Here is a 25,145-nt window from a genome sequence, read left to right on the forward strand (position 1 = left end):
GAGCGTCGGGGCCGGTGGCGTTCTAACTTATTGGGGGGGGGGGGGGGGGGGGTCGCGCCCACACCCCCCCCCATATCACCACTACCCCCGGGGGGGGGGGGGGGCCCCCCCCCCCCCCCCCCCACCGCATTACCTCATTACCTCTCCAGGAACCCGAACAGCGCTTCCCAGCGCCCCGCGATCTCGTCCGCCCCGTACCTGCGGATGCTCTCCCGCGCCGCCTCGCCCATCCGGTCGCGCAGCCCCGCGTCGGACATCAACAGGTCGAGCTTGCGGGCGAGTTCGCCGGTGTTCCCGGGCCTGGCGAGCAGGCCGTCCTCACCGTCCCGGATGATCTCGTGGACGCCGGGGGCGCAGTCGAAGGCCGTGCAGGGGACGCCCATCGCCATGGCCTCCATGAGCGCGAGCGGGAAGCCCTCGCCCCTGGAGGACAGCGCGAACACCGAGCCGCCCCGCAAGGCGCCCTGCACATCGCTGGTGCGGCCCATCCACCGCACGGAGTCGTCGAGCCCCAGGGCGGTGCACTGCTTCCTGAGGAGCTCCTCGTCCTCTCCGGAGCCGTAGACCTTCAGCACCCAGCCGGGGTGGCGCGGGGCCACCTCCGCCCAGGTGTCGAGGAGCATGTCGACACCCTTCTCGTCGCTGAGCCGGCCGATGCTGATGACGGCCTTCTCGGTGCGCGGCGAGGTCTCCTCCGGCAGCCAGGGCACGGCGTTCGGCATGAAGGAGGCGTTGTTGAGGCCCGCGCCTATCCACAGGTCGGCGTCCTCGCGGGTGAGGACGAGCATCCGGTCGACGTCCGCGTAGTGCTTGAGGACCCGCCGGAAGCGCGAGGACCGCTTCGAGGTCTCGAAGGACTCGTGGCTCATCCCGATGACGGTCAGCCCGGCGGTGTCGGCGAGGTTCACCCACTCCATCGCCCACACCTGGGTCACGATGACGACCCCGCCCGGGCGCGCGGCGCGGAACAGGTTCGTCAGCACCCCGGCCTTCTCCCGCATGCTCGTGTCCCGCGCCCGGCCGGGGGCCGGCGGCTGCCCGGCGTACAACCGGGTCGTCGGGTAGGGGAGTTCGCCGAGGTCGTGCGGGTCCTCGGGGGTGGTGATGCCGATGACGTGGACGCGGTGGCCGCGCTCGGTGAAGAGCCGGGCCATCTGGTGGGACCAGCTGGTCACTCCGCCCAGTTCGTCCACGCTGTTGGCGACCAGGAAGACATCCCGCCCGTCCTGCTCCGTCATGCCTTCCGTCACTGTGCCTTCTTCTTCCAGTCGGTGAAGAACTCATCGACGATGCGCTGCGCGGCCGTGCCCTCGTCGTACTCGCCGAAGTCGGCCACGAACCGCTCCCGCGCGGAGGCGTACTTGACGGTCTGCTCCTCCAGCGACTGCTCCCGCAGCACGGAGTGCAGTTCGTCCTCGGTGCGCACGACCGGGCCCGGTGCGCGTTCCAGCAGGTCGAAGTAGGTGCCGCGGCCCTCGTGCACGTACTCCTCGTAGTCGTGCGGGAAGAACAGCATCGGCCGGTCCAGCAGGGCGTAGTCGAACATCACCGACGAGTAGTCCGTGATCAGCGCGTCGGCGAGCGCGAGCAGCGGGGTCACGTCGTGGTGGTCGGAGACGTCGATGACACGGCCCCGCACGGACGGCGGCAGCACCACGTGGTTGAGGTAGTGCGCGCGGACGAGGAGGACGTACTCGTCGCCGAACTCCTCCGCGAAGCGGTCCACGTCGAAGGGCAGCGCGAAACGGCGCCCGCCCTGCTGCCGGAAGGTGGGCGCGTACAGCAGCACCTTCTTGTCGGCCGGGATGCCCAACTCGTCGGCGAGCGCGGAGCGTTCGGTCGCTCCCCGGGCCGCCACCAGCTCGTCGTTGCGCGGGTAGCCCACGCGCAGCAGCGTCTTCTCGCGCAGCCGGAAGGCCTTGGCGAGGGTGCGGACGTCGTGCTCCGAGCGGATCAGGAAGTGGTCGAAACGGTCCAGGGTGCGCTGCTGTTCCGCCTGCTCGGGGCGGGACTTGAGCTTCCAGCCGGCCTCGTCGAAGCCCATCCGCTTGAGCGCGGAGCCGTGCCAGGTCTGGATGTAGGTCGTGCCGGGGCGCTTGGTCAGCTTCAGCGGGTAGCTCTGGTTGTCGACCCAGAACTCGGCGCGGGCCAGCGCCTTCAGGTAGGGCAGCGACCAGCGGCGCACCAGCGTGGCGTCGGCCGGGAAGCCCTGCGGGCGGCCCGTGTACGACCACACCGCCTGGAAGTCGAGACCCTGGCGGCGCATCTCCTCGTAGATCGCCCTGGGGCTGTCGCTGTACTGCCGGCCCAGATGGCTCTCGAAGACCACCAGCCGCTTCTGCACCGGCATCCGCAGGTAGACGTCGTGGTAGACGCGGAGCTTGGTCTCACCGGAGGTGGCACGCTTGCGCAGCGCCTTCGCCTTGCGGTAGCCGGCCTTGGCGAGCCGGCCGGGGGCGCCCTGCAGTCCGCGCAGGACCAGGTCGTTCGCCTTCTTGCCGGGGACGAGCCGGAACGCGAGATGGCCGCGGGCGGAGATCTCCGGCTCGACCCGGTCGGCGACCAGCCGGGTCAGGCGCGGGCGCACCGGCACCTCGCCGGTCGCGAGACCGGGCCGGGTGGCGGTCAGGCGCGTCGTCGTACGCTCCCCGTCGACGTCCAGGTGGAGCCGTACGTCCCAGACGGCGTCCACGATGCCGAGCGGGCGCAGGCCCTTCGACAGGTTCGCCGAGGCCTCCCAGGACACATACGGACCCTCGTGCCGCACCGTCGCCACCGGGAAGCGGAACGTCTGCAGGCGCAGCCCCTTGCGGCGGGCGGAGAACTCCAGCTCGGCGGTGAGCTTGGCGCCGGGCGCGATCACGCCGAGCGGATTGGTGATCCGGCCCGCGAGCCGGACGACACCGCCCGTGCCCTGCTGCCCGTCCTGCCGGTACTCCGTGAGTTCGTTGCGCGGGAACAGCTTCCCGACCGGCCGGGTGTGGTAGCCGAGCTCGGTGACGTCCAGGATCCGGCGCGCGAAGGGGTCCTCGTCGATGTGCTCGGCGCACCAGTAGACCCGCCCGTCGCGCTCGGTGAGCGGGGCGGAGACCTTGTCACGGTTGGTGAGTGTGTCCACGGCCGGCAGCAGGTTGTCCCAGTCGCTCATCCGCAGCAGATACGCGCAGACCGCGTGGATCGGCTCGACCTCGTCGTACGCGGCCGGGTCGATCGACGTCAGATAGGTGCGGGCGAGGGCGGCGAACTCCTGGCGGTAGGCGGCGTCCCGGAAGGGCAGGTCGCGCAGGTGCAGCACCAGGTCGTGCTTGAGGAACTTGACGTCCTTGCGGAACTTCAGCTCCGCCATGTCCTTCTCGGCGAGCAGTGCGTCGACCCGGCGGTGGATCTCCATCCGGTGCGCGAAGTTCGCGATCTCGGCGCGACGGTTGCTGATCGACTTGGCACCGGCCTTCTCGACCACGTTCCAGTCGTAGACCCGGTTCGGTATCAGCGTGATGCGGCGGGCCGCCGTGTACGCCTGCGCGGAGAAGAGCAGGTCCTCGTAGTGGATGCCGACCGGGAACTCAAGGCCGCCGTCGACCAGGAACCGACGGCGGTAGCACTTGTTGGTCGACAGGGTGTCGAAGACCAGCAGGTCAGGCAGCTCGGTGACCGAGTCGAGGGTGCGGGTACGGCTGTACAGCCACGGGTACCACTTGACCTCCTTGCGGTGCCGTGAGTCCACGTGGACACGCACGGTGAGGCCGGAGACCAGGTCGGCGCCGGTGGTCTCGGCCGCCTCCAGGAAGTTGCGGCAGGCGTCGCGCTGCAGGACGTCGTCGCTGTCGAGGAAGACGACGTACTCACCGCGGGTCTGCTGGATGCCGTGGTTGCGGGGCGCGCCGCAGCCGCCGCTGTTCTCGGCCAGCCGGTACGCCCGCACCCGGCCCGGGTGCTCGGCGGCGAGCCGGCGGGCCACCTCGTACGAGCCGTCCGTGCTGTGGTCGTCGACGATCACGACCTCGACGCTGCGCAGCGACTGCTCCAGCACCGAGCGTACGGCCGTGGGCAGTCTGGCCTCGTCGTTGTAGACGATCACGACGACGGACATGGCGACGTCGGACATGGCGGGTCGCTGATCCCCGTCCACATTCACCCCATTCATCACTACTTACACCCCCTGAAGACGATCACGCCGCCGAGGGTCCACTGAGGTAGATGCCCGGGAGGGCGACGTGGTTGCTTCCGGGGGTCTGGTGGCACCGGCTGCGCACGGAGGGTGAGGTGTTCGTCACCGCACCCTCGCCGTATTCGCCACCGCCCCACCCCTTGTCTGACGGTCCGTCAGATACGACCATGTAGTCCGCGTCACTCGATACGCCGGACCGCCAGTGAAGGGGACGCCATGCCCGCCCTGCCGCCGGAAGGGCGACGACTCGCCTACGGCATCCAGCTTCCCGTCCAGTCCCAGAGCACGATCTACGCCGAACCCTGGGAGGCCACCGCCGGCCCCGACGACCTGCTGGCCGTCGCCCGCGCCGCCGACCGGGCCGGCTTCGCCTACGTCGCCTGCTGCGACCACGTCGCCATCCCGCGCCGCCTGGCCTCCGCGATGAGCACGATCTGGTACGACCCCGTGGCCACGCTGGCCTTCCTCGCGGCGGCCACCGAGCACGTACGCCTGCTCAGCCACGTCGCGGTCGTGGGCCTGCGCCACCCCCTCCTGACCGCCAAGCAGTACGCCACCCTCGACCATCTCAGCGGCGGCCGGCTGATCCTCGGGGTCGGGGCCGGGCATGTGAGGGAGGAGTTCGAGGCGCTGGGGGTCGACTTCGAGCGGCGCGGACCCGTGCTGGACGAGTCGATCGACGCGCTGCGGGCCGCCCTCGGTCCCGAGGAGTTCCCCGAGCACCACGGCAAGCTCTACGACTTCGAGGGCCTCGGTCAGCTCCCGAGGCCCGTCCAGGAGCGCGTCCCCCTCTGGGTCGGCGGATCGTCCCCGGCCGCCGTACGCAGGGCCGCGCTCAAGGGCGACGGCTGGCTGCCACAGGGGGATCCGCGGGACCGGCTGCCCGCGCAGATCGCGCGGATACGGCGGCTGAGGGAGGAGGCGGGCATCGAGGCCCCCTTCACTGTCGGCGCCATCACCGAGCCGTTGTACGTCGGGGAGCCGGGGTGGGACGTCGGCCGCCGCACCCTCACCGGCCGGCCGGAGGAACTGGCGGAGTCGCTGCGGGCGTATCGCGCGATGGGGGTGGACCAGATCCAGGTGCGGTTCAGGAACCGGGGGAGGGCCGAACTCGCCGAGCAGATCGGGGTGTTCGGTGCGGAGGTGGGGCCGCTGTTGTAGGGGCGGGCGCTGCGGCCCCACCTGGGGTGGCTCAGTAGGAGCCGTTGGCCTGCCAGAACGTCCAGGCGTCGCAGGGGCTGCCGTAGCGCTCGTTCATGTAGTTCAGGCCCCACTTGATCTGGGTGGCCGGGTTCGTCTGCCAGTCGGATCCGGCGGACGCCATCTTGGAGCCGGGGTATGCCTGCACGAGACCGTAGGCACCGGAACTGGGGTTGACCGCCTTGTAGTTCCAGCCGGACTCGTGGTCCACGATGTTGCTGAAGCACTGGAACTGGTCGCCGGACATCATCTGCCGAGCGATGGCCTTGGCGTCGGCGGCGGTGTACGAGGACTGCGGCGCGAGGCTGATGGGGCCCGAGGCCGTCGACGAGCGGGCCGCCTTCTGCTGCGCCTCCTGGCGGTCCTTGGCCTCCTGCAGGGCCTTCTGCTGGTCCGCCTTCCGCTGAGCCGCCTTCTGCTTGGCGATCGCGTCCTGCGCGGCCTGCTTGCGGGCGGTCTGCTCCGCGGTTCTTCGCGCGCTGTTGTCCGCGGCGATGGCCTGGGTGTCGGCCTGCTGGGTCAGGTAGGCCGCCTGTACCTGGGCCTGCTGCCCCATGGGCAGGTCCGCGAGGAGCGTCGAGTCGCCCGCCGCCGTTTCGGTGTCGTCCGCCGCCTGGTGGGTGCTGCTCTGGGCGACTCCCGTGACGGCGCCGACCGTGGTGACCGCCGTGGCCGAGGCCACCGCGAATCCCCGCACTAAATTCCCGCTCACACGTTTTCCTTTCACCTACGCCGGATCAAGAGGGTTGAGCGTCGCAAGATTAGAACGGTTGAGCGGCCGCATGGGATGCATCGGCTCCGGCACTTTTATCTGATGGGTTGTCATGTACTGCGAGCCCCCCCCGCATGCAGCAGCCTGTTGAAGTCTTGAACAAGTCTGGGCCGGGTCGCGTATGTACGGACGTACGGACGTCATGGTCCCGGCGGAAGGACACGTTCGATGCGATCCTCCCAGCGACTCTCCGTCGCCCTCGCCTGTGCCGAGGGTGAGTGGCCGCACGACGACTGGCCGGCTCCGGACGACCGCCATGTGGGACGGGCCGTGCGCCTTGCTCCGCCGTTCCGGGTACCGCCAGGGGTGGATGTCGTCGTCCTGTACTGCGGTGATCCGTCGAGGGCGCTGGCCGAGCTGGGGGCCGTGGGCGTTCCGGTGATCGTCGTCAGCCGGCGCCGGGACACCGAGACGATCGTCGAGATGTTCCGGGGCGGAGCGGGATACCTGGTCGAGGGGGACTACTGCGCCTGCATGCTGTCCTCGGCCGTCGTCGGCGCCACGGTCGGACACACCTACCTCTCCCCGGTGGCGTGCGCGGCCCTGCGGGAGGGGGCCCGGCGGACGCCCGCGGGCGGTGAGGCGATGGAGCGGCTGCGGTCGCTGCTGTCGCCGCGTGAGCGGCAGATCATGGAACTGCTGTCCACCGGGCTCGGTGCGCAGGAGATCGGCCTGCGATTACGGCTGAGCGAGAAGACCGTCCGTAACAACCTCAGCAACATCTACGCCAAGCTGGACGCGCGCGGCAGCACGGACGCGGTCCTGCGTTGGCTGGGAGCCGCGCCCGTACTTCGCACCTGAGAACCGCACTACGGAGCCGGAACCTCCGCCAGCGGGATCTCGACGTCGGTGACGTTCTCGCCGCCCTCACCGAATCCGGGTTCCGACCTGAGGGCCCGCGTCGAATTCCTCAGGCCCGACGCCTCCGGAGTTCCGCACTTCACATTGCGCAGCCACAGCCGCCCGTCGGGCGAGCCGTTCTTCAGTAGCTGCGGATAGAAGACGTGCACGCTCGCGGCGCCGTCGCTCGGGGCGAAGAACACCTTCTGGCCGTCCTGTGCCTCCTTGTAGGTGGCGCGCAGGAATCCGCTCACGTCCGTGCGCTTCGCCGACCACATGAAGAATCCGAGGCTGTCCCCCTGGACGGTGTCCGTCCTGCTGAACGCCAGTGTGGTCGTCTTGTCGTCCCGCGTGATGTTGATCTCCGAGGTGCTGAACTTCAGGCCGATCTCGAAGAAGGAATTGCCGAGCTTCGTGTCCGCACCCGCGGTGAATCCGTCCTCCAGCTGGATGGTCCGGGTGACGGACGCGCTCACGTTGAAGGTCTTCGAGGCGGTGGCCGTCGATCCGCAGTTGTCGGTCACCGCGGAGACCCGCTCGTTGGGCCCGAGGCTGTCCCGCTTGAACTGGACGTCAACGAACTGGCAGTTCTCCAGCTTGCCGGAGTCCGCCGAGCAGTCGGCGGTCACCTCGGAGGCGGTGGCGGCCCCTGCCGAGCTCATCAGCGGTACGGCCACCGCGAGGGCCGCCACGGGGGCCAGGGCCAGGGTGATGCGCTTCTTCTTGCTCCGGTGGCTTCTGCGCCCGGCGCGTGTCATGGGGTTCTCCTGTGAGGGGTGGGGGAGGGAGAGGAGGGGCAGCCGGTCAAACCGGTCAGCAGTCGCTCAGTACGGCCTTGGACGTGCCGTCCACGACACCGGGAGCACCCGCCGCGCCCGGCAGGACGACGGGGCCCTCGACGACCTCCGGCGCCGCGAAGTTCTGTTCGGGGGACGGGTTCGTGGCGAAGCCGCCCGGGTCGGCGTCGATCCGTACCCGCCATTCGCCGGTCATCCGCTGGATCTTCGGCGTGAACTCCATGTGGAGCACCTTGCCGACCGGCACCTCTCGCTGTTCGGTGTCACCGGCGGTCGCCGACCTGACGGTCATGTCGAGGGTGCCCTTGTGTTTCACCCAGGATCCGCTCAGCGCACCGAAGACCCCTCCACCGCCGCCCTGTTGGGTGACGGTGTACTTGCCCTGGCCCTGGGCCGCCGTCGCCGACCAGGTGATCGACACCTTCGCCGCTTCGGTCGCGTTCGGCTCACAGTTCGGGAAATCGATGGAGGACTTCTCGGCCGGACCGTCGAAGGTCTCGAACTTCGTCTCCACGAAATCGCAGTTGTCGGACCCGAAACTCGGTCCGGCGATCGGGTGCCCGCCGAAATCGGAAATGGACTGCTGCTTGCCGTTCAGCACCTCGGCCCGCTTGCACAGATCCATGATCTGGTCCGGCGTCTTCTCCTCGGCGGCGTTCGCCGACGGCAGCAGTACGGCGGCCAGGGCCCCGCCGGTCACGACGGCCGATCCGACCGCCACGATCCGGATTTTCCTGTTCTTCAGTCTCCGCTTGGACATGGGAGGGATTTTGGATTCCCTTGACCGACGCCGACAGGGTCAAACATCCCTACTCGCGGGTCACGTGAGATTCGCCTCAGCAACGCCCGGCAGCCATACTCGGGCTTGCATCTGACGGATCGTCAGGTATGGCGCTACGATGCGGAGTCCGCCGTGTCCACCGTGAAGGGGGCCGTAATGGGCAAGCTCGACGGACGGGTCGTCATCGTCACCGGGGCGGCGCGCGGACAGGGGGAGCAGGAGGCGCGCCTCTTCGCCGCGGAGGGTGCGCGCGTGATGGTCGCCGACGTGCTCGACGAGCAGGGCGAGGCGCTCGCCGAGGAGATCGGCGCGCGGTACGTCCATCTCGACGTGGGCCGGGAAGGCGACTGGCAGGCCGCCGTCGCCGCCACGCGTGAGGCGTACGGCCAGGTCGACGGGCTCGTCAACAACGCCGGCATCCTGCGCTTCAACTCCCTCGTGGACACGCCCCTTGCCGAGTTCATGCAGGTCGTGCAGGTCAACCAGGTCGGCTGCTTCCTCGGCATCAAGACGGTGGCGCCGGAGATGGCCGACGGCGGCACGATCGTCAACACGGCCTCGTACACCGCGGTGACCGGTATGGCGGCCGTGGGGACGTACGCCGCCACCAAGCACGCCATCCTCGGCCTCACCCGGGTCGCGGCCCTGGAGCTGGCGCCCCGTGGGATACGGGTCAACGCCATGTGTCCCGGCGCCATCGACACCGCGATGTCCAACCCCTCGCTGCTGGATGCGGAGGCGGACCCCGAGGAGACCTCACGGGCGCTCGACGGGCTCTACCGCAAGCTCGTGCCGCTCGGGCGGATCGGTCGGCCGGAGGAGGTGGCGCGGCTCGCGCTGTTCCTGACCTCGGACGACTCCTCGTACATCACCGGGCAGCCGTTCGTGATCGACGGGGGCTGGCTGGCGGGCGTCAGCGTCATCTGATCTGACTGTCCATCAGGTATTGACCCTCCATCCCGGTGGTGCGACAGTCATCGAAACTGACGGTGTGTCAGAAATCTTTGGAACCGGGGACGGTGAACCTCCTTGGAATTCGGGCTCTTTGTACAGGGATACGTGGGCAAGCGCGCCGAGACCGACCCGCTCGCCGAGCACAAGGCGCTGATGGAGGAGACCGAGTACGTCATCCAGGCGGACACCTCGGGCTTCAAGTACGCGTGGGCGTCCGAGCATCACTTCCTGGAGGAGTACTCGCACCTCTCCGCCAACGACGTCTTCCTGGGCTACCTGGCCCACGCCACCGAGCGGATCCATCTGGGCTCCGGGATCTTCAACCCGCTCGCCCAGGTCAACCACCCGGTCAAGGTCGCCGAGAAGGTGGCCATGCTCGACCATCTCTCCGAGGGGCGCTTCGAGTTCGGCAGCGGACGCGGCGCCGGGTCGCACGAGATCCTCGGGTTCCTGCCGGGGATCACCGACATGAACCACACCAAGGAGATCTGGGAAGAGACGATCGCCGAGTTCCCGAAGATGTGGCTCCAGGACGAGTACGTCGGGTTCCAGGGCAAGCACTGGCAGCTGCCCCCGCGCAAGGTCCTGCCCAAGCCGTACGGGAAGTCGCATCCGGCGATGTGGTACGCGGCCGGATCGCCGGCGTCGTACTCCATGGCGGCCAAGAAGGGGCTCGGGGTGCTGGGCTTCAGTGTGCAGAAGGTCGCCGACATGGAGTGGGTGCTGGAGCAGTACAAGACGGCGGTCGTGGACGCGGAGCCGGTGGGGGACTTCGTCAACGACAACGTGATGGTGACGACCACCGCGATCTGTGCGCCGACCCACGCGGAGGCGATAGAGATCGCCGTCAGCGGCGGTCTGCACTACCTGCCTTCGCTGGTCTTCCGCTACCACGACACCTTCCCCCGCCCCGAGGGCTTCCCCGTCTGGCCGGAGACGCTGCCCGAGTACACCCCCGAGTTCGTCGAACTCCTCGTCGAGGAGGAGCTGTTGATCTGCGGGGACCCGGACGAGGTGTTCCGGCAGTGCAAGCGGTGGGAGCAGGCCGGGGCGGATCAGCTGAGTTTCGGGCTGCCGGTGGGGGTGCCGAAGGAGGAGACGTTGCAGACGATTCGGCTGATCGGGGAGCACGTGATTCCGAAGATCGATACGGATCCTGTCCATCGGACGTCCCGGTTCCGGGCGGGGGCTTGATCGTCGTCGCGGGGTGCGGGTGCGTGGGGGCTGGTCGCGCAGTTCCCCGCGCCCCTGGGTAGGCAGGCCGGCCCGGAGTTCAAGGAGGCAGCGTTCATGCTCGATCACGTCATCAAAGGCGCGTCCGTTGTCGATGGGACGGGTGCGCCTGCGTACACCGCCGACGTCGGTATCCGCGACGGGCGTATCGCCGTCGTCGGTACCGTCACCGAAGAGGCCAGGACCACCGAGGACGCCACCGGGCTCGTCCTCGCCCCGGGCTTCGTGGACCCCCATACCCACTACGACGCCCAGCTGTTCTGGGATCCGTACGCGACGCCCTCCCTCAACCACGGCGTCACGACCGTCGCGGCGGGCAACTGCGGGTTCACGCTCGCGCCGCTGAATCCCTCGCGGCCCGAGGACGCCGACTACACGCGGCGGATGATGTCCAAGGTCGAGGGGATGTCGCTGGTGTCGCTCGAAGAGGGCGCGCCGTGGAGTTGGAGTTCCTTCGGGGAGTATCTGGATGCCCTTGAGGGGCGGGTCGCCGTCAACGCCGGGTTCATGGTGGGGCACTGTGCGCTGCGCCGGTATGTGATGGGGGCGGAGGCCGTCGGGGGCCAGCCGAGTGAGGCGCAACTCGCGGAGATGGTGCGGCTGTTGCATGACGCCATGGAGGCCGGGGCCTGGGGGTTGTCCACCACCCAGTCGTCCACGCACTCCGACGGGGACGGGAAGCCGGTGGCGTCCCGGCACGCGGAGGCCCCGGAGCTGCTCGCGCTGTCCAAGGCCGTCGGGGAGCACGAGGGGACGCAGATCGAGGCGATCGTCGCGGGGTGTCTGGACCAGTTCAGTGACGCCGAGATCGAGTTGCTGGCGGAGATGAGCGCCGCCGCCGGGCGGCCCCTGAACTGGAACGTGCTGACCATCGACTCGGCGGTTCCCGAGCGGGTGCCCAGGCAGTTGCTGGCCAGTGAGCGGGCGCGCAAGGCGGGTGGCCGGGTCGTGGCGCTGACCATGCCGATCCTCACGCCGATGAACATGTCGCTGGGTACCTTCTGCGCGCTGAACCTCATTCCCGGGTGGGGGCCGGTCCTCGGGCTGCCCGTGCCGGAGCGGATCGCGAAACTGCGGGATCCCGAGGTGCGGGCCGAGCTGCTGCGGCGGGCGGAGTCCAAGGAGGCCGGTGTCTTCCGGCGGCTGACGAACTTCGGGCGGTACGTCATCGGGGACACCTACAGCGAGGCGAACCGTGGGCTGAGCGGGCGGGTGGTCGAGGACATCGCGGCGGAGCGGGGCCTGGAACCCTTCCAGTGCATGGTCGAGATCTGCGCCAACGACGATCTCCGTACGGTTCTTTGGCCCATGCCCACCGACAACGACCCCGCCTCCTGGGCCATGCGTGCCGAGGCCTGGCAGCACGAGGACGTCATGCTGGGCGGCTCGGACGCCGGAGCGCATCTGGACCGGATGTGCGGGGCGCCGTACACCACCCGGTTCCTCGGGGACTGTCTGCGGGGGCGGAAGCTGGCGAGCCTGGAGCAGGCGGTGAAGATGCTGACGGACGATCCCGCGCGGTTGTTCGGGCTCCGGGACCGCGGCCGGATCCAGGAGGGCTTCCATGCGGACCTGGTGCTCTTCGACCCGGAGCGGATCGACGCCGGTACGGCCACCCTGGTGCACGACCTGCCGGGCGACAGCCCCCGGCTGGACTCCAGGGCGATCGGGGTGCGGGCGGTCTGGGTCAACGGGGTCGAGGCGATCCGGGACGACGTGGTGACCGGGGCCGTACCGGGGCGGGTGCTGCGTTCGGGGCGGGACACCAGGACGGTGGCCACACGGTGAGCGCCGGGGGCCCTTATACGTCTGACCGGCAGCGGTTGTTCGTCGGGGGGGCGTGGGTGGAGCCGGACGGCGGGTACTACGCCGTCGTCGACCCGGCGAGCGAGGAGACCGTCGGGTGGGCTCCGGAGGCCTCGCGGGATCAGGTGCACGCGGCCTGCGCCGCGGCCCGCGAGGCCTTCGGGCCGTGGTCGCGTACGGCGCCGGAGGAGCGGGCGGCGGTGCTGGCACGTACGGCGGAGATCATCGGCGAGCGTTTCGTGCCGTACGCCGAACTGGCCCAGGCCGAGACCGGCGCGACCACGGGGACGGCCCGGGGTCTGCAGGTGGGCGTCGGGGCGGCCCGTTTCCGGCGGTACGCGCGCGTGGAGCCCGCCGAGTGGGCGATTCCGCCGCAGATCAACGAGGCCGGGCCGATGGGGAAGGCGGGCGTGATGGGCGCGCTGGCCGTGCGCCAGCCCGTCGGGGTCGTCACCTGCATAACGTCGTACAACAACCCCTGGGCCAACCCGGCGGGCAAGATCGCCCCCGCGCTGGCCATGGGCAACACGGTGGTGGTGAAACCGGCGCCGCAGGACCCGCTGTCCGTCTACCGGATGGCGGAGGCGCTGGAAGCGGCAGGGGTGCCCGCGGGCGTGGTCAACGTGGTCTCCGGGCGGGCCGTGGAGGTGGGGGAGGCGGCCGTGGACTCCCCCGACGTCGACATGGTGAGCTTCACCGGCTCCACGGCCGTCGGGCAGCGCATCGCCGAGGTGTGCGGGCGGGACATGAAACGCCAGCTGATGGAGCTCGGCGGGAAGGGCGCGGCGGTCGTCTTCGACGACGCGGACATCGGGTCGGCCGTGGCCGGGATCGGGACCACGTTCTCCTTCTACAGCGGGCAGATCTGCACGGCGCCGACGCGGGTGCTGGCCCAGCGGGGCGTGTACGGGCGGATGGTCGAGCAACTGGCGGCGTACGCGGGCCGGTTGACGGTCGGGGATCCGCGCGAGGCGGCCACCGTCGTCGGGCCGGTGATCTCGGCGGAGCACCGGGACCGGGTGGAGTCGTACGTGGAGACGGGCCGCAAGGAGGGCGCGGTGGTGGTGGCGGGCGGTGAACGGCCGCCGTACGAGAAGGGCTTCTACGTCGCCCCGACCCTCCTCGCGGACTGCGCGGCCGACATGCGGGTCGCCCGGGAGGAGATCTTCGGACCGGTCGTCTGCGTCATCCCCTTCGACGAGGAGGAAGAGGGCATCGCCCTCGCCAACGACACCGACTACGGCCTCATCGACTACGTCTGGTCCGGCGACGTCGCCCGCGCCTTCCGGGTCGCGCGGCGGCTGCGGGCGGGGGGAGTCGGGGTCAACACCGTCGGGCGCAACATGGAGGCGCCGTTCGGGGGCTTCAAGAAGAGCGGGGTGGGGCGGGACGTGGGGTCGTATGCCCTGCACGCGTACAGCGAGGTGCAGGCGATCGTGTGGCCGGGGTGAGGCGCGGGGATTGACCGGCCGGTGCCTGTCGGTGGGAGGAGGGGACGGGCAGAGTCTCCCGTATGGGACACATGGTGCAGGTCAAGGGCGGCGAGGTCTGGGCCGACGACACGGGGGCCGACGACGGGGCGGCGGGGCCGCCCGTGGTGCTGCTGCACTCGGGGGTCGCGGACTCCCGTCTCTGGGACCCCGTACGGCCGGGCCTGACGTCCGGCGGCCACCGGGTGATCTCCTACGACGCCCGCGGCTTCGGGCGTTCGCCCGCGCCCACCGTCTCGTACACCCAGGCCGAGGACCTCAGGAGCGTCCTGGACCACTTCGAGCTGCCCCGGGTGGTCCTGGTCGGCTCCAGCATGGGCGGCAGGACGGCCATCGACCTGGCGCTCAGCGACCCCGGCCGGGTGGCGGCTCTGGGCCTGGTGGTGCCGGGCGTCAACGGCTACGACGGCCTGGAGGTGCCGGAGATCACCGAGGAGATCGGCCGGCTGGCCACGGCCGGTGACACGGACGGCCTGGTCGAGCTCGCGCTGCGGATCTGGGGTGGGGCGGGCCCCGACCCCGACACCGAGGCCGAGACGCTGCTGCGGGCGGCGATTCCGGCCTGGTTCACGACATACGGCCACGAGACCGAGGGCGCCCCCGCCTTCGACCGGCTGGGCGAGCTCGACCTCCCCTGCACGCTGCTCCTCGGCGAGAAGGACCAGCCCGAGGTGATCCGCTGCAACGAGGTGATGGCCGCCAGGATCCCCGGCTGCCGGCTGGTCCGGCACCCGGACTGCGACCACTTTCCGACGCTGCGGGCGCCGGAGGACGTCGTGCGGCTGGTGACGGAGCTGTGCGAGCGTGCGCAGGCGGCCTGACCTGCGCCGTACGCGTCAGCCGGTGAGGTCCACGCGGATCGTCAGCAGGTTGGTGCCGAGTGCCCTGACCCCGGTGCTGTTGAGCCGGGGCAGGCTGCGCAGCCGGGCGACCGGGTCGTCGTCCGGCAGCAGGTGGGCCGCGCCGGTGTGCCAGCGCCCGTTGATCCGTACCCGCACCCGCGGATCGGCCTTGATGTTGCGGACGTACTGCGACTTGTCACCGAACTCCGAGACCAGCCAGAACACGTCACCGACCCGGCGACCGCCCACCGGGGTTTGCCGGGGCTGCCCGGAGACACGGCCGGTGGTCTCCAGGACCGTCTGGAAGGGCAGGCGGCGCAGTACCGGATTGCCTACATGGCGCTGGAAGCCGGTGGTGGCGCGGAACCTGAGCTCGGCGAGGCGGGACATGCCGGTGGGTCTCCTGTCTCCTGCGGGGTGTCGGGGCGCGACGGTCGAACTGTTGCTTCAATGGTCCCCCACGCGGCAGGACGAGAGCGGGTGGCTGCGGATGCGGGTCATGACCTGGAACCTGTGGTGGCGCTTCGGGCCCTGGGAGGCCCGGCAGAAGGCCATCCTGGCCGAGCTGCGCGACCTGCGCCCCGACGTCGTGGGCCTGCAGGAGGTGTGGGCCGCCGACGGTGAGAACCAGGCCGAGTGGCTGGCCGCCGAGCTCGGCATGCACTGGACCTGGGCCCCTTCGCCCGCCCCCGAGCGCTGGCGCCGCCGCATCGGTGACTCCACGGCCGACATCGGGAACGCCGTACTGAGCCGCTGGCCGATCGCCGCCCAGCGCACCCTGCGCCTCCCCGCCCCCTCCGACGTCGACGACGGCCGCCTGGCCCTCTTCACCCGCCTGGCCACCCCCGCCTACGACATCCCGTTCTTCACCACCCACCTCACCTCCGCCCTGCACGCCTCGGCCGTACGCTGCCGCCAGGTCACCGCACTCGCCGAGTTCATCGCCGAGAACCGGGGCGACACGCCCTTCCCGACGATCGTCACCGGCGACTTCAACGCCTGGCCCGACTCCGACGAGATCCGCCTCTTCGGCGGCTACCGCACCGCCCCGGTCGTGCCCGGCCAGGTCTTCTTCGACGCCTGGCAGTACGCCGGCCCGTCCGCCCCCTCGGCCACCTGGGACCGCGAGAACCCGTACGTCGCGGCCGGGCTGGAGCCCAGCGTGCGGATCGACTACATCCACGTGGGGCCACCCGGCACGGGAGGACTGGGCCACGTACGTGCCGTCCGGCGCGCGGGCGACGGCCCGGTCGACGGCATCTGGCCCTCCGACCATGCGGCGGTGGTGGCGGAGCTGGGGGAATGAAGGCCCCATGTCACGATCATGCTCATGACCTCGCTTTCCACCGGTGAGCCTTGGCCGTGCGTCCTCCGGACCGCCAGGCTGACCCTGCGGCCCGCCGAACCCGCCGACGCGTCCGCCTTCACCCGGCTGTGGACCGACGCCGATGTCCGCCGCTTCCTGGGAGGGCCTGTCGCGGAAGACCAACTGGCCGCCTACCAGCAGAACTTCGCGGGCCGCCCTCATCTCTTCACCGTGGTCTCCCGGCAAGCGACAGCCGTACTCGGCTCCGTGTCGATCGATCCGAAGTCCCGGTTCGACGGCCGACGCGAGGTCTCCTACTCCTTCCTGCCGGAACACTGGGGCCAGGGATACGCCCGTGAGGCCGTGACGGCCGCGGTCGGCTGGGCCCTCGGCCACATCCCCTCGGACGATCCCTCCGTCATCGCGGTCACCCAGGAGGCCAACAGCCGTTCACGGCACCTGCTCGAAGCGATCGGCATGCGCCCGATCAGGAACTTCATCGAGTGGGACGCCCCGCAGACGATGTACTCCGTGCGGCGTGGGGACCTCAGCGACGAGCTGTGACCCGCCTGACCCTCACCCTTGTCCCAGGAAGATCGGGTTCGTGAACGCCGCCAATGCGCCCGGCAGCGGGCCCAACGCCGTCTCGTGCCGTAGTTCCGCGCGTACGTAGGCCGCGTAGGAAGGCGTCGTGTGCCACTCCACGACGCCGGAGCCGGACACCGGGAGCGGGGCGCTCGTCAGCAGGACGCCCTGGTCCGTCACGAAGCGGACCGTGCAGCGGGGGGCGCCCGAGGCCTTCAGGCGGACTGTCACCGGGGTGTCGCGGTCGACCTTCAGGCGTTCGCCGATGCCGGCCTGTTCGCCGCGGGCGCCGGATGCCGTGAACGACAGCGACACGTTCTTGGATTCGGCGATGTAGGAACGGCCCGCGCGGATGCCCTCCTGGACGGCCTCGCGGGTGAGGGCGTCGGCGAGCACCACCGTCTGGGGGGAGCCGACCGGGTCGGGGCTGCGGTGGGCGTCGCTGTTGCCCATCGCCGGGATCCAGCCGCGGCCGTTCTCGCGGACCGACGCGACCAGCATGCTGTCCCAGTCGGCGAGGGCCACCTCGTCGTCCGGCGTCCACGGGCCGTTCCAGACCTCGACCGCGTCCGCCTCGTTGAAGCCGAACTTCCAGTTGCAGCCGACGCAGGTGGCGTGCGGATGGGCCGGGACGACGAGGCCGCCCGCGCGGCGGATCTGGCGGGCGAAGCGACCGAAGCGGTTGTCGCGGGCCCGGTAGCGCCAGTCGATGAACGTCCCCGGCTCGATGCCGAGGGCCACGACGTGGCCGTTGCGGGTCGTGATCTCCTCGCCCAGCATCACCAGCAGGTCGTCGCCGGCCACGTCGGCCCAGTGCGCGTGCGCCGAGTGCGTGTTGTGCTCGGAGCTGTTGATGAAGTCCAGGCCGGCCTCCCGGGCGAGGGCCGCGATCTCGGCGGGGGTGCGGCGGCCGTCGGAGTACCAGGAATGGAGGTGGCAGTCGCCGCGGTACCAGGCGCGGCCCCGCCCCTTGGCCCGCTCCGGCGGGTACGTCGGCTCCACGGCCTCGCCGGGCTCCCCGTACGTCAGCGTGATCGTGATCTCGTACGGCAGTCCCTGCGGCGCCACCGTGTAGGGGCCCAGCGCGATGTGCCAGGTGCCCTCCCGGACCGGGCCCGGGAGGTACCCCGGCGTCGCCTCGTCCGCCCGGATGAAGAACTCCGTGCGCGCCCCGCCCGACCAGCCCCGGAAGCCACGGCCGCCGAGCTCGGTGCCGTGCTGGTCGAAGATGCCGATGTCGAGGGCGTTGCCCGGGGTGCCGGCCGGGACGGAGGGCTTGTCGTAGGTGTAGGAGACCTTGATCTCCCTTACGCCGGACGGTACTTCGACCGGCAGATACACGAAGTCGGGGGACCCGGGCGGCAGTGTGCCCCGCACCGTGCGGGTCTCCGCGTCCTGGGTGTCGTCGGCGCCTTGAGCGAAGGTCACGCTTCCCAACGTAAGCGCGGCGGCGGCTCCCGTCACGAACAGTGCGCGTCTGCCCAGGCCCGCGTGGTCCGTGTGATTGTCCTCGCACATGCTGCTGCTCCCCAGGGCGTCGTGAGTGACATGGCGTGGGTGGTGCAGTGGTGGTGCGTGCAACTCTGGTATTGAGCCGTGAACTCCCGGGCAAGGGAAGGGAATCGGCAGCCAATCGGCAGCTGTCGTACGCCCGGCGGTCCTTCACGGTCCTCCACGGCCCTCCGCGAGCAATCTGTGCCGACCAGTCGGTATCGACATCGTGGCGTCCAGGCGGTACAGATGCAGACATGCGCATCTCCGTCACGATCTTCCTCACTGACGAGACCATCACCCCGATCCGGCTCGCCCGTGAGCTGGAGCAGCGCGGGTTCGCCGGGCTGTATCTGCCCGAGCACACCCACATCCCCGTCGAGCGGACCACGCCGTACCCGGCCGGTGGCGAACTGCCGCCCGAGTACGGCCGTACCCTCGACCCCTTCGTCGCCCTCGGCCAGGCCGCCGCCGTCACCGAACGGCTGGGGCTCGGCACCGGCATCACGCTGGTCGCCCAGCACGACCCGATCGACCTGGCCAAGCAGATCGCGACCCTGGACCACCTGTCCGGCGGGCGCTTCACCCTCGGCCTCGGCTTCGGCTGGAACGTGGAGGAGGCCGCCGATCACGGCGTCGAGTGGCGCACACGGCGCGAACTCGTCCGGGACCGCATGGCCCTGATGCGGGCCCTGTGGGCGGAGGAACCGACCGCGTACGAGGGGGAGTTCGGGTCGGTCCGGCCCAGTTTCGCGTACCCCAAGCCCGTACAGAAGCCGCGTGGGCCGAGGGTCAACGGCCCTCGTACGCTCATCGGCGGGGCCGCCGGGCCGAAGCTGTTCGCGCACATCTGCGAGTACGCCGACGGGTGGCTGCCGATCGGCGGCCGAGGGCTGTCCGAAACCCTCCCCCGGCTGCGGACCGTCTGGGCCGACGCCGGACGCGACCCGGAGTCCCTCCAGGTCGTGCCGTACGCCGTGTATCCCAGCCCCGGCAAGCTCGCGCACTACGCGGAGTTGGGGATCGAGGAGGTCGTGGTGCAGTTGCCTCCGGGGGGCGAGGCGGAGGTTCTGGGGGCGTTGGACGAGTACGCGCAGTTCTTGTGAGGAGCGGACGGCGCCCTGACCTCAAGCGTGCTTCTTGACCTCAAGCGTGCTTGAGGAAGGAGGCTTCCGTCATGGACACCGAAGAGATCCAAGAGATGCAGCGACAGCTGCGGGCCCTGACCGACCGCGCCGAGATCACCGATCTGATGGACCGCTATCTGCGGTCCCTGGACGACGGTGTCTTCGATGAGGAGTGGGCTCGCGCGTTTCACACCGAGGACGTCACCGTGGAGATGCCCATCGGCACCGTCCACGGCCGCGATGCCCTGCTGGCCCGTATCCAGCAGGGGATGGCGCTGTTCGACCGGACCGTGCATATGGGCACCAACGCCGTCATCGAGCTCGACGGTCCCCGGGCCACCGCCCGTGGCGCCCAGTTGAGCACCCACGTCCTGGCGGACGGCTCGGGCAGTGTCTTCATCTCCGCAGGCCATGCCGACGCCGAACTGGTCAGGACGGCCGACGGCTGGCGGATCGCCGCCTCGGCACTGCGGGTGGTGTGGACCCAGGGCACCCCTCCCCGGCTGCCGGACGAATTCGCCCCGGCGCCCGCGGCCCGGGGCCGCCGGTGAGCGCCGACGTCAACCACAGCGCTCCGGCCCAGGTCGCCTGAATCGGGCGGCGCCCAATTGCACTGATCAGCTCGCTCGTATGCTCGAAGGATGACGACTTCCGCGACCTCCGGAACCGGCTCGACACCTGGCCCGACCGAGAACTCCATGCGTCGCGCCCTCAAACGCGCCCGGGACGGCGTCGCGCTCGACGTCTCCGAGGCGGCCGTACTGCTCCAGGCCCGCGGCGAGGCACTCGACGACCTCGCCGCGTCCGCCGGCCGGGTGCGCGACGCGGGCCTCGAAGCCGCGGGCCGGCCCGGCGTCATCACCTACTCGAAGAGCGTGTTCATCCCCCTCACCCGGCTGTGCCGGGACAAGTGCCACTACTGCACCTTCGTCACCGTGCCCGGCAAGCTGCGCCGCGCCGGGCACGGGATGTTCATGTCCCCGGACGAGGTCCTCGACATCGCCCGCAAGGGCGCGGCCCTCGGCTGCAAGGAAGCCCTCATCACCCTCGGCGACAAGCCGGAGGACCGCTGGCCCGAGGCGCGGGAGTGGCTCGACGCGCACGGCTACGACGACACCATCGCCTACGTCCGCGCCATCTCCATCCGCATCCTGGAGGAGACGGGTCTGCTGCCCCACCTCAACCCGGGCGTCATGACCTGGACCGACTTCCAGCGCCTCAAGCCCGTGGCCCCGTCGATGGGCATGATGCTGGAGACGACCGCGACCCGCCTGTGGTCCGAGCCCGGCGGCCCGCACCACGGCTCCCCCGACAAGGAACCCGCCGTCCGCCTGCGCGTCCTGGAGGACGCGGGCCGGTCCTCCGTCCCCTTCACGTCCGGGATCCTGATCGGGATCGGCGAGACGTACGAGGAGCGGGCCGAGTCCCTCTTCGCACTCCGCCGCGTGGCACGGTCGTACCACAGCATCCAGGAACTGATCATCCAGAACTTCCGCGCCAAGCCGGACACCGCGATGCGCGGCATGCCGGACGCGGAACTGGACGAACTCGTCGCCACGGTCGCCGTCGCCCGGCACATCCTCGGCCCCGCCGCCAACATCCAGGCCCCGCCGAACCTGGTCGACAGCGAGTACGAGCGGCTGATCACGGCCGGCATCGACGACTGGGGCGGCGTCTCCCCGCTGACCATCGACCATGTGAACCCCGAGCGCCCCTGGCCGCAGATCGAGGAGCTCACCGAGCGGTCGGCGGCGGCCGGGTTCGAGCTGCGTGAACGCCTCTGTGTGTACCCGGAGTTCGTGCAGCGCGGCGAGCCCTGGCTGGACCCGCGGCTGCGTCCGCACGTGGGGGCGCTCGCCGACCCGGAGACGGGCCTCGCGCGTGTGGACGTCCTTCCGGAAGGGCGTCCGTGGCAGGAGCCGGAGGAGGCCTTCGTCGCATCCGGCCGCACCGACCTCCACACCACCATCGACACCGAGGGCCGTACGTCCGACCGCCGCGACGACTTCGACGAGGTGTACGGCGACTGGGGCGCCCTGCGCGAGGCCGCCGCCCCCGGCATGGCGCCCGAGCGCATCGACACCGACGTCCGCCAGGCCCTGCGGGTCGCGGCCGACGACCCGACCCGGCTGACCGACGACGAGGCACTGGCGCTGCTGCACGCGGACGGCCCGGCGCTGGACGCGCTCACCCGGGTCGCCGACGACGTCCGTAAATCGGCGGTCGGCGACGACGTGACGTACATCGTCACCCGCAACATCAACTTCACCAACGTCTGCTACACGGGCTGCCGCTTCTGCGCCTTCGCCCAGCGCCGCACGGACGCCGACGCCTACACCCTCTCCCTGGACCAGGTCGCCGACCGCGCCCAACAGGCCTGGGAGGTGGGCGCGGTGGAGGTCTGCATGCAGGGCGGCATCCACCCGGACCTGCCCGGGACGGCGTACTTCGACATCGCACGGGCGGTCAAGACGCGGGTGCCGGGCATGCACGTCCACGCCTTCTCACCCATGGAGGTGGTGAACGGCGCCACCCGCACCGGCCTGTCCATCCGCGAGTGGCTGACGGCGGCGAAGGAGGCGGGCCTGGACTCCATCCCCGGCACCGCCGCCGAGATCCTCGACGACGAGGTCCGCTGGGTCCTGACCAAGGGCAAGCTGCCGACGGCGACGTGGATCGAGGTGATCACGACGGCCCACGAACTCGGCATCCGGTCCTCGTCGACGATGATGTACGGCCATGTCGACCAGCCCCGCCACTGGCTCGGCCACCTGCGCACCCTGGCCGGCATCCAGCAACGCACCGGCGGCTTCACCGAGTTCGTCACCCTGCCGTTCATCCACACCAACGCGCCCGTCTACCTCGCGGGCATCGCCCGCCCCGGCCCGACGACCCGCGACAACAGGGCGGTGACGGCGATGGCCCGTCTCCTCCTCCACCCGCACATCCCCAACATCCAGACCAGCTGGGTGAAGCTGGGCGCCGAGGGCGCGGCGGAGATGCTCCGCTCGGGGGCGAACGACCTGGGCGGCACGCTGATGGAGGAGACGATCTCGCGGATGGCGGGTTCGTCGTACGGCTCCTACAAGTCGGTACGCGACCTGGTGGCCGTCGCCGAGGCGGCCGGGCGCCCGGCGAAGCCCCGCACGACCCTGTACGGCGAGGTACCGGAGGAACGACAGCGGGCGGCGACGGCCTCGGACGGACATCTGCCGGAGCTGCTGCCGGTGCTGGACTGAGGAGGACGGCCTCGCGGGGGTCGGTACGATGATCCGACCCCCGTCGAAGGGGTTCCGTAGCCATCCGTAGCCACCCGTGGCTTTCCACAGCCCTCCATAGCCCTCCATAGCCTTCCGTAGCTTTCGTCACCGAGGAGATGCGTGCCGTGCCTGCTCCCAAGGTCTGGGTGACCGGTCTGACGGTGGGAGCGATAGCCGCCGTCGCCGTCCTCGCCGTGCAGGCCGACAAGGGGCCGCACCCGACGGCCGCGGCGGCCCGGCCGAGCGCGTCGGCGTCCCCGGGCGCGAGCCCCGCCCCGTCGAAGTCCGCGTCGCCCGCCACCGTGCCGGACGGCTCGGGCACGGGACGCCGGATCGTGTACTCCCTCGGGCAGAAGCGGGTGTGGCTGGTCGACGCGAGCGACGCGGCGCGCCGCACCTTCGCCGTCTGGCCGGGCACCGTGGACCCGGACCTCGGCAGCTACACGGTGTCCTCGCGCAACGAGTCGACCACCGGTTCGGACGGCGTCAAGATCGAGAACATCGTCTACTTCGCCGCGAAGTCCGGCCTCTCCATCGCCTTCTCCAACGCCGTGGACGGCTCCTCGCCCCCGCCCGCCGGGGGCAAGCAGACCGGCGGGGTCCGGATGCACGCGGCCGACGGGGCGGCACTGTGGGCGTTCGGGGAGTCGGGTACGCCGGTGGTCGTGGTCAAGTAGGAGCCACCGGGGGTGAACTGCATCCTTCGATGTAGGCCGGGTTCGCCTTCGCTCATGACGATTGCGTCCGGTACCGCCGTGACGATGAATGCATGACGCACACGGACGCGCGAGCGACACGGACACCGCAGGCCGCCCCCACCGGACGACGGCTTCCCCTCCTCGACGTGCTGCGCGGGGCGGCCATCCTGGGCACGCTCATGACGAACGTATGGATCTTCACGGGGCCGGGCGCGGAGTGGGGAGCCCAGCAGGCGGGGACGCACACGGGGGTCGTGGAAGGCACGTTCAGCGTGCTGGCGAACGGCAAGTTCCTGTCGCTGCTGACGATCCTGTTCGGGGTCGGGCTGGCCATCCAGTACGCGTCGGCGGAGCGGCGCGGGCAGCCGTGGCCGGGGCGCTACCGGTGGCGTGCGCTGTTCCTGTTCGGCGAGGGCACGGTGCACTTCGTGCTGGTCTTCGCCTGGGACGTACTGATGGGGTACGCGGTCACCGCACTCCTCGTCGCCTGGCTGCTGACCCGCTCGGAACGGGCCCAGCGGCGGGTGATGTGGTGGGCGGCGGGCCTGCATCTGACGTTGATGGGTCTGCTGACCGTCGCGATAGCCGGCACCGGTGACGGCAGCGACGGCGGCGGCACCGTCTCCCGCGAAGTCGTGGACCTGTACGCGCACGGCAGCTACCTGGACCAGATCTCCTTCCGCCTGGAGAACGCGATCGCGCTGCGCATGGAGCCGGTGCTGACCTTCTTCCTCCTGGTCTTCCTGTTCCTGCTGGGCGTCCGGCTGTTCCGGGCGGGCGCGTTCGGCGCGGACGAGCAGGCCCGCCGGATCCGGTCCCGTCTGCTGGCGTGGGGCCTGGGCCTCGGCCTGCCGCTCAACCTCGCGGCGGTACTGGCCGGCCCGGACCTCTTCCTCCTGGCCCGCTACGGCACCGCCCCGCTGCTGGCGCTCGGGTACATCGGCCTGATCGGCGCGGTGGTGGACCGGGTGCGGCGGCCGGGCCCGCTGCTGACGGGCCTGACCTCCGTCGGCCGCACCGCCCTGTCCGGCTACGTCCTCCAGAACGTGCTGTGCGTGCTGGTGTCGTACGGCATCGGGCTGGGCCTGGCGGAACGGCTCGACGGCGCGCGCCCCTGGTGGGTCGTGGGGCTGTGGGTCACGGTCTGCGCGGTGCTGATGGTGGGCTCCACGCTGTGGCTGCGGCGTTTCTCGGCAGGGCCCCTGGAGTCGGTCCAGAAATGGGCCCTGCGTCACTGAAAGGGGTCAGGGATGCGCGTCAGGCGGCGTCGGTCTGCTGGCGCCCCTGTCCGAACGGCAGATGGATGACGAGCAGCACGAGCCCGCTGAACAGGAACACCCGCGTCGCCGCGTCCAGCCCGTTCCAGTCCCCGGACTGCCACATCGAGAACCACTCACCGCCGATCGCGATGAACCCGGCGCCGAACAGCAGCATGAGCATCAGCAGACCGTACGTCGAGAAGCGACGGGCACGGGCGTCGTCGCGACGGAACCAGAGCCAGGTGCCGTATATGAGCACGAGGGCGGCGACCGTCTCCCAGACGATGATCGCGACGTAGGCCGCGTCCTGAAGTCCCTTGCTGGTGACGGCTCTCCACATCAGGTCGTCGTCCTTGAACGTGGTGTCCATCGCCAGGACGTGGTGTACGAACTGCTGGTTCGTCCCGAAGTCGGTGATGTTCCCGAAGGCGACGAGGGCGATGTACAGGGCGACGGTCGCGGTGAGCAGGGTGGCCGCGAGGTGGAGGGGGGTGCGTGGGGGTGTGGTTGACATGATGGTCATCTTCCCTGTGCGG

22 protein-coding genes are annotated in these 25,145 nt (G+C 70.4%); 14 read left to right on the plus strand and 8 right to left on the minus strand.

Translation table 11 applies throughout. From position 1 onward, the window contains the following. Positions 1-137: 137 nt before the first annotated feature. Complete coding sequence (locus ACFWYS_RS29075; RefSeq protein ID WP_384775124.1) at positions 138-1,238, minus strand: glycosyltransferase; 1,101 nt, start codon at positions 1,236-1,238, stop codon at positions 138-140. A gap of 8 nt (positions 1,239-1,246) precedes the next feature. Next, positions 1,247-4,105, minus strand: a complete 2,859-nt coding sequence (locus ACFWYS_RS29080) for a CDP-glycerol glycerophosphotransferase family protein (protein WP_384775126.1) — start codon at positions 4,103-4,105, stop codon at positions 1,247-1,249. Between the two features lie 279 nt (positions 4,106-4,384). Here ACFWYS_RS29080 and ACFWYS_RS29085 point away from each other — a divergent pair, with 279 nt between their 5' ends. Beyond that, positions 4,385-5,329, plus strand: coding sequence for a TIGR03619 family F420-dependent LLM class oxidoreductase (locus ACFWYS_RS29085; RefSeq protein WP_384775127.1), 945 nt, complete (start codon positions 4,385-4,387; stop codon positions 5,327-5,329). Positions 5,330-5,360: 31 nt separating this feature from the next. On the opposite strand, the gene ACFWYS_RS29090 is transcribed toward ACFWYS_RS29085, so the two are convergent. Continuing rightward, positions 5,361-6,080: a transglycosylase SLT domain-containing protein gene (locus tag ACFWYS_RS29090; protein ID WP_384775130.1), complete on the minus strand. Its 720-nt coding sequence runs from the start codon at positions 6,078-6,080 to the stop codon at positions 5,361-5,363. 228 nt (positions 6,081-6,308) lie between these two features. Between ACFWYS_RS29090 and ACFWYS_RS29095 the strand changes: the two genes are divergently transcribed. Then, positions 6,309-6,941, plus strand: coding sequence for a response regulator transcription factor (locus ACFWYS_RS29095; RefSeq protein WP_384775133.1), 633 nt, complete (start codon positions 6,309-6,311; stop codon positions 6,939-6,941). Positions 6,942-6,949: 8 nt separating this feature from the next. Here the strand turns inward: ACFWYS_RS29095 and ACFWYS_RS29100 are convergent, their stop codons facing one another. Next, complete coding sequence (locus tag ACFWYS_RS29100; protein WP_384775136.1) at positions 6,950-7,738, minus strand: hypothetical protein; 789 nt, start codon at positions 7,736-7,738, stop codon at positions 6,950-6,952. A 55-nt stretch (positions 7,739-7,793) separates the two neighbouring features. Then, a complete protein-coding gene (locus ACFWYS_RS29105) occupies positions 7,794-8,537 on the minus strand; it encodes a hypothetical protein (protein WP_384775137.1) in 744 nt (247 codons plus the stop codon). Positions 8,538-8,714: 177 nt separating this feature from the next. On the opposite strand from ACFWYS_RS29105, the gene ACFWYS_RS29110 reads away from it, so the two are divergent. The 5 genes from ACFWYS_RS29110 to ACFWYS_RS29130 all read left to right on the plus strand — a co-directional run bounded on the left by ACFWYS_RS29110 (position 8,715) and on the right by ACFWYS_RS29130 (position 14,862). Beyond that, complete coding sequence (locus ACFWYS_RS29110) at positions 8,715-9,485, plus strand: SDR family NAD(P)-dependent oxidoreductase (RefSeq protein ID WP_384775356.1); 771 nt, start codon at positions 8,715-8,717, stop codon at positions 9,483-9,485. Between the two features lie 102 nt (positions 9,486-9,587). Beyond that, positions 9,588-10,706, plus strand: coding sequence for an LLM class flavin-dependent oxidoreductase (locus ACFWYS_RS29115; RefSeq protein WP_384775140.1), 1,119 nt, complete (start codon positions 9,588-9,590; stop codon positions 10,704-10,706). Between the two features lie 96 nt (positions 10,707-10,802). Continuing rightward, entirely contained in the window at positions 10,803-12,533 is a 1,731-nt protein-coding gene (locus tag ACFWYS_RS29120) for an amidohydrolase family protein (protein WP_384775143.1), read from the plus strand. Next, positions 12,530-14,002 (plus strand): aldehyde dehydrogenase family protein, encoded by a 1,473-nt coding sequence (locus ACFWYS_RS29125; RefSeq protein WP_384775146.1) that lies wholly within the window; start codon positions 12,530-12,532, stop codon positions 14,000-14,002. The genes ACFWYS_RS29120 and ACFWYS_RS29125 overlap by 4 nt, the downstream gene beginning before the upstream one ends. A 62-nt stretch (positions 14,003-14,064) precedes the next feature. Further along, positions 14,065-14,862 carry an alpha/beta fold hydrolase gene (locus ACFWYS_RS29130; RefSeq protein ID WP_384775149.1) on the plus strand — a complete coding sequence of 266 codons (798 nt, stop codon included), beginning with the start codon at positions 14,065-14,067 and terminating at the stop codon, positions 14,860-14,862. Between the two features lie 15 nt (positions 14,863-14,877). Here ACFWYS_RS29130 and ACFWYS_RS29135 read toward each other — a convergent pair whose 3' ends face one another. After that, positions 14,878-15,273: a nitroreductase/quinone reductase family protein gene (locus tag ACFWYS_RS29135; protein ID WP_384775151.1), complete on the minus strand. Its 396-nt coding sequence runs from the start codon at positions 15,271-15,273 to the stop codon at positions 14,878-14,880. A gap of 100 nt (positions 15,274-15,373) precedes the next feature. On the opposite strand from ACFWYS_RS29135, the gene ACFWYS_RS29140 reads away from it, so the two are divergent. Next, entirely contained in the window at positions 15,374-16,189 is an 816-nt protein-coding gene (locus ACFWYS_RS29140) for an endonuclease/exonuclease/phosphatase family protein (protein WP_384775359.1), read from the plus strand. 24 nt (positions 16,190-16,213) lie between these two features. Beyond that, positions 16,214-16,753 carry a GNAT family N-acetyltransferase gene (locus ACFWYS_RS29145; protein WP_384775154.1) on the plus strand — a complete coding sequence of 180 codons (540 nt, stop codon included), beginning with the start codon at positions 16,214-16,216 and terminating at the stop codon, positions 16,751-16,753. Positions 16,754-16,765: 12 nt separating this feature from the next. Here ACFWYS_RS29145 and ACFWYS_RS29150 read toward each other — a convergent pair whose 3' ends face one another. After that, positions 16,766-18,292 (minus strand): CehA/McbA family metallohydrolase, encoded by a 1,527-nt coding sequence (locus ACFWYS_RS29150; protein WP_384775157.1) that lies wholly within the window; start codon positions 18,290-18,292, stop codon positions 16,766-16,768. 230 nt (positions 18,293-18,522) lie between these two features. Here ACFWYS_RS29150 and ACFWYS_RS29155 point away from each other — a divergent pair, with 230 nt between their 5' ends. From ACFWYS_RS29155 to ACFWYS_RS29175, 5 genes are all read left to right on the plus strand, one after another. Next, positions 18,523-19,371 carry an LLM class F420-dependent oxidoreductase gene (locus tag ACFWYS_RS29155; RefSeq protein ID WP_384775160.1) on the plus strand — a complete coding sequence of 283 codons (849 nt, stop codon included), beginning with the start codon at positions 18,523-18,525 and terminating at the stop codon, positions 19,369-19,371. 71 nt (positions 19,372-19,442) lie between these two features. Then, entirely contained in the window at positions 19,443-19,943 is a 501-nt protein-coding gene (locus ACFWYS_RS29160; protein WP_384775163.1) for a nuclear transport factor 2 family protein, read from the plus strand. A gap of 90 nt (positions 19,944-20,033) precedes the next feature. Then, a complete protein-coding gene (locus ACFWYS_RS29165) occupies positions 20,034-22,631 on the plus strand; it encodes a bifunctional FO biosynthesis protein CofGH (protein WP_384775166.1) in 2,598 nt (865 codons plus the stop codon). A gap of 137 nt (positions 22,632-22,768) precedes the next feature. Further along, positions 22,769-23,329, plus strand: a complete 561-nt coding sequence (locus ACFWYS_RS29170; RefSeq protein ID WP_384775169.1) for a hypothetical protein — start codon at positions 22,769-22,771, stop codon at positions 23,327-23,329. A 92-nt stretch (positions 23,330-23,421) separates the two neighbouring features. Beyond that, on the plus strand, positions 23,422-24,588 hold the full coding sequence (locus ACFWYS_RS29175) for a DUF418 domain-containing protein (RefSeq protein ID WP_384775171.1): 1,167 nt from the start codon (positions 23,422-23,424) through the stop codon (positions 24,586-24,588). A 19-nt stretch (positions 24,589-24,607) separates the two neighbouring features. Here ACFWYS_RS29175 and ACFWYS_RS29180 read toward each other — a convergent pair whose 3' ends face one another. Then, the gene (locus ACFWYS_RS29180; RefSeq protein ID WP_384775174.1) at positions 24,608-25,123 is read right to left on the minus strand and encodes a DUF2165 domain-containing protein; all 516 of its coding nucleotides are present in this window, start codon (positions 25,121-25,123) and stop codon (positions 24,608-24,610) included. Positions 25,124-25,145 lie beyond the last annotated feature (22 nt).

The sequence above is a fragment of the Streptomyces sp. NPDC059010 genome (genome assembly GCF_042740355.1).
Taxonomy (GTDB): Bacteria; Actinomycetota; Actinomycetes; order Streptomycetales; family Streptomycetaceae; genus Streptomyces.

Excerpts from the sequence above, each read along its gene's own strand:
- ACFWYS_RS29085 (WP_384775127.1), top strand. The coding sequence starts at position 4,385 with ATGCCCGCCCTGCCGCCGGAAGGGCGACGACTCGCCTACGGCATCCAG.
- ACFWYS_RS29140 (WP_384775359.1), top strand. The coding sequence starts at position 15,374 with ATGCGGGTCATGACCTGGAACCTGTGGTGGCGCTTCGGGCCCTGGGAG.
- ACFWYS_RS29170 (WP_384775169.1), top strand. The coding sequence starts at position 22,769 with ATGCGTGCCGTGCCTGCTCCCAAGGTCTGGGTGACCGGTCTGACGGTG.
- ACFWYS_RS29150 (WP_384775157.1), bottom strand. The coding sequence starts at position 18,292 with ATGTGCGAGGACAATCACACGGACCACGCGGGCCTGGGCAGACGCGCA.
- ACFWYS_RS29075 (WP_384775124.1), bottom strand. The coding sequence starts at position 1,238 with ATGACGGAGCAGGACGGGCGGGATGTCTTCCTGGTCGCCAACAGCGTG.
- ACFWYS_RS29175 (WP_384775171.1), top strand. The coding sequence starts at position 23,422 with ATGACGCACACGGACGCGCGAGCGACACGGACACCGCAGGCCGCCCCC.
- ACFWYS_RS29155 (WP_384775160.1), top strand. The coding sequence starts at position 18,523 with ATGCGCATCTCCGTCACGATCTTCCTCACTGACGAGACCATCACCCCG.
- ACFWYS_RS29135 (WP_384775151.1), bottom strand. The coding sequence starts at position 15,273 with ATGTCCCGCCTCGCCGAGCTCAGGTTCCGCGCCACCACCGGCTTCCAG.
- ACFWYS_RS29180 (WP_384775174.1), bottom strand. The coding sequence starts at position 25,123 with ATGTCAACCACACCCCCACGCACCCCCCTCCACCTCGCGGCCACCCTG.
- ACFWYS_RS29095 (WP_384775133.1), top strand. The coding sequence starts at position 6,309 with ATGCGATCCTCCCAGCGACTCTCCGTCGCCCTCGCCTGTGCCGAGGGT.
- ACFWYS_RS29100 (WP_384775136.1), bottom strand. The coding sequence starts at position 7,738 with ATGACACGCGCCGGGCGCAGAAGCCACCGGAGCAAGAAGAAGCGCATC.
- ACFWYS_RS29130 (WP_384775149.1), top strand. The coding sequence starts at position 14,065 with ATGGGACACATGGTGCAGGTCAAGGGCGGCGAGGTCTGGGCCGACGAC.
- ACFWYS_RS29080 (WP_384775126.1), bottom strand. The coding sequence starts at position 4,105 with ATGTCCGACGTCGCCATGTCCGTCGTCGTGATCGTCTACAACGACGAG.
- ACFWYS_RS29120 (WP_384775143.1), top strand. The coding sequence starts at position 10,803 with ATGCTCGATCACGTCATCAAAGGCGCGTCCGTTGTCGATGGGACGGGT.
- ACFWYS_RS29165 (WP_384775166.1), top strand. The coding sequence starts at position 20,034 with ATGACGACTTCCGCGACCTCCGGAACCGGCTCGACACCTGGCCCGACC.
- ACFWYS_RS29105 (WP_384775137.1), bottom strand. The coding sequence starts at position 8,537 with ATGTCCAAGCGGAGACTGAAGAACAGGAAAATCCGGATCGTGGCGGTC.
- ACFWYS_RS29145 (WP_384775154.1), top strand. The coding sequence starts at position 16,214 with ATGACCTCGCTTTCCACCGGTGAGCCTTGGCCGTGCGTCCTCCGGACC.
- ACFWYS_RS29160 (WP_384775163.1), top strand. The coding sequence starts at position 19,443 with ATGGACACCGAAGAGATCCAAGAGATGCAGCGACAGCTGCGGGCCCTG.
- ACFWYS_RS29110 (WP_384775356.1), top strand. The coding sequence starts at position 8,715 with ATGGGCAAGCTCGACGGACGGGTCGTCATCGTCACCGGGGCGGCGCGC.